This window comes from Saccharomonospora iraqiensis subsp. paurometabolica YIM 90007, assembly GCF_000231035.2.
GTDB lineage: Bacteria > Actinomycetota > Actinomycetes > Mycobacteriales > Pseudonocardiaceae > Saccharomonospora > Saccharomonospora paurometabolica.
Genome location: NZ_KI912249.1, coordinates 3,003 through 11,348, shown reverse-complemented (window position 1 = coordinate 11,348; position 8,346 = coordinate 3,003). Strand labels below are relative to the sequence as shown.

10 protein-coding genes are annotated in these 8,346 nt (G+C 73.4%); 6 read left to right on the top strand and 4 right to left on the bottom strand.

The annotated features are described in order from the left end of the window. Positions 1–163: 163 nt before the first annotated feature. The 5 genes from SACPADRAFT_RS0215960 (at position 164) to SACPADRAFT_RS0215940 (ending at position 4,781) form a co-directional block, all read left to right on the top strand. Positions 164–2,257, top strand: a complete 2,094-nt coding sequence (locus SACPADRAFT_RS0215960) for a xanthine dehydrogenase family protein molybdopterin-binding subunit (protein ID WP_007025497.1) — start codon at positions 164–166, stop codon at positions 2,255–2,257. 47 nt (positions 2,258–2,304) lie between these two features. After that, positions 2,305–3,150, top strand: a complete 846-nt coding sequence (locus SACPADRAFT_RS0215955) for an SDR family oxidoreductase (RefSeq protein WP_007025496.1) — start codon at positions 2,305–2,307, stop codon at positions 3,148–3,150. A gap of 38 nt (positions 3,151–3,188) precedes the next feature. Continuing rightward, on the top strand, positions 3,189–3,524 hold the full coding sequence (locus SACPADRAFT_RS0215950) for a DUF3140 domain-containing protein (RefSeq protein WP_007025495.1): 336 nt from the start codon (positions 3,189–3,191) through the stop codon (positions 3,522–3,524). Positions 3,525–3,594: 70 nt separating this feature from the next. Next, complete coding sequence (locus SACPADRAFT_RS0215945; RefSeq protein ID WP_007025494.1) at positions 3,595–4,407, top strand: PIG-L family deacetylase; 813 nt, start codon at positions 3,595–3,597, stop codon at positions 4,405–4,407. Positions 4,408–4,427: 20 nt separating this feature from the next. Further along, complete coding sequence (locus tag SACPADRAFT_RS0215940; protein ID WP_007025493.1) at positions 4,428–4,781, top strand: ArsR/SmtB family transcription factor; 354 nt, start codon at positions 4,428–4,430, stop codon at positions 4,779–4,781. A 51-nt stretch (positions 4,782–4,832) separates the two neighbouring features. On the opposite strand, the gene SACPADRAFT_RS0215935 is transcribed toward SACPADRAFT_RS0215940, so the two are convergent. From SACPADRAFT_RS0215935 to SACPADRAFT_RS28145, 4 genes are read right to left on the bottom strand one after another with little or no spacing between them, the layout of a single operon-like run. Next, positions 4,833–5,633, bottom strand: coding sequence for an energy-coupling factor ABC transporter ATP-binding protein (locus tag SACPADRAFT_RS0215935; RefSeq protein WP_007025492.1), 801 nt, complete (start codon positions 5,631–5,633; stop codon positions 4,833–4,835). Next, positions 5,621–6,385 (bottom strand): cobalt ECF transporter T component CbiQ, encoded by a 765-nt coding sequence (gene cbiQ, locus SACPADRAFT_RS0215930; protein ID WP_007025491.1) that lies wholly within the window; start codon positions 6,383–6,385, stop codon positions 5,621–5,623. The genes SACPADRAFT_RS0215935 and cbiQ overlap by 13 nt, the downstream gene beginning before the upstream one ends. Beyond that, a complete protein-coding gene (locus tag SACPADRAFT_RS0215925; protein ID WP_007025490.1) occupies positions 6,382–6,774 on the bottom strand; it encodes a PDGLE domain-containing protein in 393 nt (130 codons plus the stop codon). The genes cbiQ and SACPADRAFT_RS0215925 overlap by 4 nt, the downstream gene beginning before the upstream one ends. Further along, complete coding sequence (locus tag SACPADRAFT_RS28145) at positions 6,771–7,499, bottom strand: energy-coupling factor ABC transporter permease (protein ID WP_007025489.1); 729 nt, start codon at positions 7,497–7,499, stop codon at positions 6,771–6,773. Before SACPADRAFT_RS28145 ends, SACPADRAFT_RS0215925 begins: the two co-directional genes overlap by 4 nt. A 122-nt stretch (positions 7,500–7,621) precedes the next feature. Between SACPADRAFT_RS28145 and SACPADRAFT_RS33080 the strand changes: the two genes are divergently transcribed. After that, positions 7,622–8,346 (top strand): beta-phosphoglucomutase family hydrolase (locus SACPADRAFT_RS33080; protein ID WP_007025488.1); only part of this gene is annotated, 725 nt, incomplete at its 3' end.

Below are 8,346 nucleotides of genomic sequence, written 5' to 3'. Positions count from 1 at the left end.
TGCGGGGCAGGCCCGCGACGGCCGGGGAGTTCCGCGCGGCCGCGGAGGCCGAGCTGGCCGACGCGCGGCCGCTCGCGGGCAACGCCTTCAAGGTGCCGATGGCGCGGAACCTGCTGGTCGCCGTGCTCCGCGGGTTGGTGGACGGCCGTACTGAGGACCCGTCGTGACCACGACCCCGCGGACGAACGCGCTCGGGGCCGACCTCGAACGGATCGACGGGCACGCCAAGGTCACCGGGACGGCGCCGTACGCGTGGGAACACCCGGTGCCCGCACCGACGTACCTGCACCCCGTGCAGGCGACGATCGCGCGGGGCCGGGTGCTCGACGTCGACGCCCGCGCGGCGACCGCGCTCGCCGGTGTGGTCACGGTCCTGACCCCGTTCAACGCCCCGGCACTGGAGCGGGGGTACGACGCCGAGCTGGAGGTGCTGCAGTCCGACGAGGTCGCCTTCCGCGGACAGCTCATCGGGGCGGTGGTGGCCGAGACCCCGGAGACGGCCCGGCAGGCCGCCGACCTCGTGCGGGTGAGCTACGAACGCAGGCCGCACGACGTGGCGTTCGCGGCCGACCGGGACGACCTCTACGCACCCGGGGTGGTCAACGGGGGCCATCCCACCGACACCCGGCAGGGCGACCCGGACGCCGCGTTCGCCGCGGCGGAGCGGGCGGTGGAGGCCACCTACACCACCGCGCGCAACCACAACAATCCGTTGGAACCGCACACCACGGTGGCGAGGTGGCACGACGACGGGAGCCTCACGCTGCACGACTCGACGCAGGGTGTGCACACCACCCGCGACACCGTGGCCCGGATGTTCGGCCTGGACCGCGAACGGGTGCGCGTGCTCGCCCCGTACGTGGGCGGCGGGTTCGGGTCGAAGGGCACCCCGCACGCGCACTTCGTGCTCACGGCGCTGGCGGCCCTGCGCACGAGGGGACGCCCGGTGAAGTTCGCCGTCACCCGGCAACAGATGTTCTCGTTCGTCGGCTACCGCACCCCGACCATCCAACGGGTGCGCCTCGGCGCGGACGCGGACGGCCACCTCATGTCGCTGAGCGACGACGTCGTGGAGACCACGTCCCGGCTCAAGGAGTTCGCCGAACAGACCGCCGTCCCGGCGCGCACCATGTACGCCGCGCCGAACCGGCGCACCACCCACCGGCTGGCGGCGCTGGACGTCCCGGTGCCGTCCTGGATGCGGGCCCCGGGCGAGTGTCCCGGCATGGTCGCGCCCGAGATCGCGATGGACGAGCTGGCCGAGGCGTGCGGACTCGACCCCGTGGAGCTGCGCCTGCGCAACGAGCCGGACACCGACCCGGACAGCGGTCTGCCGTACTCGACGCGGAACTTCGTGCCCTGCCTCACCGAGGGTGCCCGCCGGTTCGGCTGGGACCGGCGTCCCCCGCTGCCCCGGTCCACGGTGCGCGACGGCTGGTGGATCGGCACCGGCGTGGCCGGGTCGCTGTACCCGGTCCTGCAGCGGCCGACGTCATCGGCACGGGTGCGCCTGCGCCCGGACCGGCGGTACGAGGTCGCGATCGGGGCGGTCGACCTCGGTACCGGGGCGTGGACGGCGCTCACCCAGATCGCCGCCGACGCCCTCGACGTCGACGTGGACGACGTCGCGCTGCGGATCGGCGACAGCGACCTGCCCACCGCGACCGTCGCGGGCGGCTCGTCCGGCACGACGAACTGGGGGTCGGCGATCGTGGAGGCCGCGCGCCGGTTCCGGGAGACGTACGGCCCCGACCCGGAACCCGGCGACGGGTCCACCGCCACGATGCGGCCGAACCCGGACGTCGAGCGGTTCTCGATGCACGCGTTCGGCGCACAGTTCGCCGAGGTCCGGGTCGATGTCGACACCGGCGAGGTGCGGGTGCCCCGGCTGTTCGGCGTGTTCGCCGTGGGCCGCGTGGTCAACCCGCGTACGGCGCGCTCGCAGCTCGTCGGGGGCATGACCATGGGCCTGTCGATGGCCCTGCACGAACGGAGCGTGCTCGACGAGCGGTTCGGTTTCGTCGTCAACCACGACCTCGCCGAGTACCACCTCAGCGCCTGCGCGGACGTCGACTCGGTGGAGGCGACCTGGATCGACGAGCGCGACCCGGCGGTGAACCCGATGGGCACGAAGGGGATCGGCGAGATCGGCATCGTGGGCACCGCCGCGGCGATCGCGAACGCGGCCTACCACGCCACCGGCGTCCGGGTACGCGAGCTCCCGGTCACGGCGGACCTGCTGCTCACCGACTTCTGACCCGGCCACGCCGCCGACGACCACCCGTACGACGTGAGGAGGACCCGGTGAACCAACCCGAGCAGACGCAGCGGCCACCCGGCGACACCGGGGAGATGGCCCCGGAGCCCGGCGACGAGATGCGCGGCTACGTCGGCCGCGACCTCCTGGCCGGCCGCAGGGCCCTGATCACCGGGGCGGACTCCGGGATCGGCCGGGCCGTCGCCGTCGCCTTCGCCAAGGAGGGCGCCGACGTCGCCGTGTCGTACCTCGAGGAGCACTCCGACGCCGAGCACACGGCCGCGCTGGTGCGGCAGGAGGGCCGACGCTGCCGGTTGTTACCGGGTGACCTCGCCGAGCGGGACCGGTGCGCGTCGGTCGTCACCGACACCGTCCGCGAACTCGGCGGACTGGAGATCCTGGTGAACAACATCGCCACCCAGTCCGAGCACGAGTCCTTCGACGAGATCACCGACGAGCAGTGGACCCACACCTTCGACGTCAACATCCATTCCTATTTCCGGGTGACGGCGGCGGCGCTGCGCCACCTGCCCAAGGGCGGGGCGATCGTGAACACCGGCTCGGTGAACGGGCTGCGCGGGAACAAGAAGCTGATCGACTACTCGGCCACCAAGGGTGCGGTGCACTCGTGGACGTTCGCGCTGGCGCAGTCGCTGATCGGCCGGGGCATCCGGGTGAACTGTGTCGCGCCGGGACCGGTGTGGACACCGTTGATCCCCGCGACGATGGAGCCCGGGCACGTCGGGTCGTTCGGTGCGCAGACCCCGATGGGCCGGGCCGCCGACCCCGACGAACTGGCGCCGTCGTACGTCTTCCTCGCGGCCGACCGGCTGTCCTCCTACTACACCGGGGAGGTCCTGGCGGCGCTGGGCGGCGAGACGACACCGGGCTGAGCACGGGTTTCCGTGGGAGAACGACAAGGAGGTCGCCGGTGGACAGCGGGGACGAACGGCTGTGGGACGAGTTCCACCGTGTGGTGAACATGAGTTCGCGGGAGCTGAGCGAGTGGTTGCGCACCCGCTCGTCCACCCCGGACGACGAGGAGTACCCGGACCGGGCGGGCCCGCACCTGGGCCAGCGGGTGCTGGAGATCCTCGGCAAACGCAAGACCGACCTGATCCCGGACGACTTCGACGTCATGCGCCGGGTGGTCGACAAGATCCACGGGCAGCGGCGGGAGGACCTGGAACCGACCGCCGGGGAGACGCACTGGCGGCACCGGCTCATGTCCCTGGGACACGATCCGCTCAAGCCGCCCTCGACCTGAGTCGCCCCGCGCCGCGCGGACCGCCTCCGGATCCCGCGCGGTGGGTCGTGCGGGTGGATAGGGTGAACGCATGGCGACGCTGGTGTCCTTCCACGCCCACCCCGACGACGAGTGCATCGGCTGCGGCGGGGTGCTGCGCAAAGCGCACGAGGAGGGCCACCGCGTCGTGCTCGTGGTGGCCACCCGCGGCGAGCACGGCGAGGTGCCGGACGGGTTCCTCGACGAGGGCGAACCGCTGTGGCGGCGCAGGGTGGCCGAGACGCACGCCGCGGCGGAGATACTCGGCGTGGACCGCGTCGAGTTCCTCGGCTACACCGATTCCGGCATGATGGGCGCCGACACCAACGACGCACCGGGGTCGTTCTGGCGGACCCCGGTCGACGAGGCCGCGCAGCGTCTGGCGGCGATCCTCACCGACGAGCACGCCGACGTGCTGACCTGCTACGACGACAACGGCGGGTACGGACACCCGGATCACATCCAGGTGCACCGCGTGGGGATGCGGGCCGCCGGGCTGGCCGGGACCCCGCGGGTGTTCCAGAACACCATGAACCGGGACCACCTGGCCCGGGGGATGCGCGCCGTCGCCGACTCGCCCGAGGGTGCCCTGTTCGAGCTGCCCGATCTCGACGAGAACTTCGGCAAGCCCGAGTCGGTGATCGACACCGCGGTGGACGTGACCGGCTACCTCGGGTACAAGCGCGCCGCGATGCGCGCGCACGCCAGCCAGATCAGTGAACAGTCGTTCTTCCTGGCGATGCCCGACGAGGCGTTCGCCCACGCCTTCGGGACCGAGTGGTTCCTCGGCAGCCGGGCGCCGCGAGGGTACGGCCGCTCGGCCGGTTCCGACGGCACGGGGACCGACCTGCTCGCCGGACTCTGAATCGGTGGGATCATTCAGGGGTGCCCACGGATTCACGACGCCGCCTGATCGACCCGCAGCGGGTGCGAGCCGCTGAGGAATGCCTCGGGGACCGGGAGAACGTCCAGCAATGGGCGGACCGGTTCTCGGTGATCGCCGACCCCTCCCGACTGGCCCTGCTGGTGTGCATCCACTGCGCCCACGAGATCTGTGTGTCCGACCTCGCGGTCGCGGTGGGGATGACCGACACCGCGGTGTCCCAGGCGCTGCGCATCCTCCGCGCGCACGGGCTGGTCACCGCCGACCGCCGGGGCCGGGTGGTGTACTACCGGCTCGCCGACGAGACGATGCACGAACTCATCCACCAGGTACGACCGCACCACCCCGGGAGCTGACGGATCCCGCGCGACCGCCGGCGGGTCGTCCCCGCCGGTCGGCACGGGGTTTCACTCCGGGTCCACCCGGAAGCCCCACGGCAGTTCCAGGCGGTGTGCGGCCAGCAGCCGCGCGTCGGCGAGGAGCTCCCGGGTGGGCCCGTCGGCGACGACCCTCCCGTCGTCGATCAGCACGCTGCGCGGGCACACCTGGAGCGCGAACGGCAGGTCGTGGGTCACCAGCACCGTCGTGGTCCCGAGCGCGAGCAGCGTCTCGGCGAGTTCCCGGCGCGCGACCGGTTCGAGGTTCACCGACGGTTCGTCCAGCACCAGCACGTCCGGATCGCTCGCGAGCACCGTGGCCAGGGCGACCCGGCGTCGCTGGCCGACGGACAGGTGGGTCGGCGGCCGGTCGGCGTGCCCGGCCATCCCGACGGCGTCGAGCGCGGCACGCACCCGCCGGGACCGCTCCGGCTCCGGCACGCCGAAGTTGCGCGGGCCGAAGGCCACGTCCTGCCCGACGGTCGGCATGAACAGCTGGTCGTCCGGGTCCTGGAAGACCACGCCGACCCGCCTGCGGACGTCGGTCCGGGTCTTGGTGCCGACCGGGACGCCGGCGACGCGCACCGTGCCCTCCTCCGGGACGAGCAGACCGTTGAGGTGCAGGGCCAGCGTCGTCTTCCCCGCCCCGTTCGGCCCGAGCACCGCCACCCGCTCCCCCGGTTCCACCCGCAGGTCGATCCCGGACAGCGCCCGGTGTCCGTCGGGATAGCGGTGCCGGAGACCGGTGATCTCCAGCGCGGGCGGGTCCGGGGCCGCGCCGGAGGACGCCGGATCCCGGTCCGCGCGGCGGTCGGCGTTCACCCCAGCCACAATGCCACCCCGCAGACCCCCGCGATCACCGTGCCGGGGACCAGCGCCGCCGCCCACTGGCCGGGTGCGGCACGGCGACCGTCGGCGAGGTACGTGGCGGGGGCCCCGGCGTCGAACCCGCGGGAGAGCATCGCCAGGTGTACCCGTTCGCCACGTTCGAAGCTGCGCAGGAACAGCGTCCCGACACCGCGGGCGAGCCCGCCCGCCTGCCAGAGGAACCGCGGGTCGTCCCCGCGGGCCCGGCGGGCCCGCGACATCCGCCGCGCCTCGGACACGAGCACCTCGACGTAGCGCACCAGCAGTCCGGCCATCATGGTCACCGTCGCGGGTACCCGCAGGCGGCGCAGTCCGGTGACGAGCTCACCGGGATGCGTGGTCGCCGCCAGGGTGAGCGACACCAGCAGGCCCAGGGTGCCCTTCACGGCGATGTTCCACCCGGCCAGCAGACCTTCCGTGGACACCGCGACCCCGAGCACGTCGGTGCGGGGCCCGCCCGAGACGAACGGGAGGACGAGGGCGAAGACGACGAACGGCACCTCGATGACGGCCCGTCGGGCGAGCCAGCCGGGTGGTATCCGCGCGGCCGCCCACACGCCCACCAGGACGAGCAGGTGGAGCCCGAAGGCCCAGAAGGCCTCCCGTGGGGTGGCCACCACGCCCAGCACGGCCGAGAACGCGCCGACGACCTTCACCTCGGGTGCGAGCCGGTGCACCGGGGTGTCGGCCGGCCGGTGCAGGACGGGTGCACTCACCGTCCGGAACCACCCTGCCGGGACCGGCGCCGCCGGAGGGGCAGCCACACCAGGACGACGGTCACGGCGAGTGTCACCAGGACGCCGAGGACCCCCGCGAACCCGGTGAACGTCTCGTCGCCGCCGAGGGTGTAGTCGGCGAACACGCTCCCGGCGAGATCGTGCCCGCGCTCGGCCTGCGCGGCGCAGTCCCCCCGGAGTTCGCCGTCGACCTCGGTACAGCCCTGCCGGGTCACCGACTCCAGCCCGTCCGGGGACCCGTCGGCCAGGTAGGACACCACCCCGGCGAGCAGCAACGCCGCCAGGCCGAGCACGACGGAGAACCGCACGCCGCGCCGCCTCCGGCCCGCCCCGTCCGGCCGGAGGTCCGCTTCCCGCTCCGTACTCACTGTTCCGCCTCCGTGGTCAGCGTGTCGCCTGTCGTGGTCGGCGGGTCGCCCGCCGTGGTCACCGGCCGACGGCCGAGCAGATGCACCAGTTCCGGGCGGGCCGCGGCGACGGCGGCCACGGTCACCGCCGTGATCACCCCCTCGCCGATCCCGATGAGCGCGTGCACCCCGAACATCGCCGCCGCCAGCCCGCCGATCGGGACATCGCCCTGACCGCCGAGGGCGTACTGGACGACGAATCCCCCCGCGGCGGCGACGGTGCCCACCCACGCCGCCACGAACGTGACGACGAGCAGGCCCGTCCGGGACGCCCGGGCGTACCGCCGCAGCCCGAGGGCGACGAGGTAGGCCGCGGCCGTACCCAGCAGGGCGATGTTGGTGATGTTGATGCCGAGCGCGCTCAGCCCGCCGTCGGCGAACAGCAGCGCCTGCACGAGCAGCACCACGCCGAGACCGACCGCGCCGACCCAGGGACCGACCAGGACGGCGGCCAGTGCCCCGCCGAGCACGTGGCCACTGACACCCGGCAGCACCGGGAAATTGATCATTTGCAGCGCGAACACGAAGGCGGCGACCAGCCCGGCCAGGGGCACCAGCCGCTCGTCGAGATCACGCCGGGACATCGCGAGGGCGACGGCGAGGCCGGCCACGGCCACCACGCCGAAGAGCAGCGAGGTGGGCACGTCCAGCAGTCCGTCGCTGACGTGCAGGGCGAGGGTTTCCATAGCGCTCCCGGGAGGAAGACGGGTCATCGGCACCGCCGACGCCGACTGATCACCTGTTCACCTTTTCAAGTGTACAGGTTTCAGCGTGGCGGGGCGGGGGCCGCGCTACTAGCGTGAACGGCATGATCGGGTTACCCGCCGCGGTCACCGCGTGCCTGTTCGACCTGGACGGCGTACTGACCAGCACCGCCTCGCTGCATCTGCGCGCCTGGCGGCGGACCTTCGACGAGGTGCTCCGCGAGCACGCCCCCGACCGGCACGGGTTCACCGACCGGGACTACACCGCCCACGTGGACGGGCGGTCCCGCCTCGACGGGGTGCGGGAGTTCCTCGCCTCCCGCGGTCTCCACCTGCCGGAGGGCGCGCCCGACGACCCGGGCGACGCGGCGACCGTGCACGGTGTCGGCAACCGCAAGAACGACCGGCTGCTGGCGCTGCTGTCCTCCGAGGGCGTGCACCCCTTCCCCGGTTCGGTCCGCTACCTCGACGCCGCACGGGAACACGGGCTGGCCATCGGCGTGGTGACCTCCTCCGCCAACGGGGAGCTGGTGCTCGACGCCGCCGGGCTGACGCCCTACGTCCGGGCGCGGGTGGACGGCCGCACGATCCGCGCCGAGGGCCTGCGCGGCAAGCCCGCACCGGACTCGTTCCTGCGCTGCGCCCGCGAACTCGGGGTCGGGCCCGACCGGGCCGCGGTGTTCGAGGACGCCCGCTCCGGGGTACAGGCGGGCAGGGCCGGTGACTTCGCGTGGGTGGTCGGGGTCAACCGGGTGGCGGCGGCACCGGGACCGGAGAACCCCGGCGCCGCTTCCACCGGGGCGGCCACCGTCGGCGACGCCCGGGCCGA

Coding starts and splice junctions, on each gene's coding strand:
- SACPADRAFT_RS28145 (WP_007025489.1), bottom strand. CDS start 7,499: ATGGAAACCCTCGCCCTGCACGTCAGCGACGGACTGCTGGACGTGCCC.
- SACPADRAFT_RS0215945 (WP_007025494.1), top strand. CDS start 3,595: ATGGCGACGCTGGTGTCCTTCCACGCCCACCCCGACGACGAGTGCATC.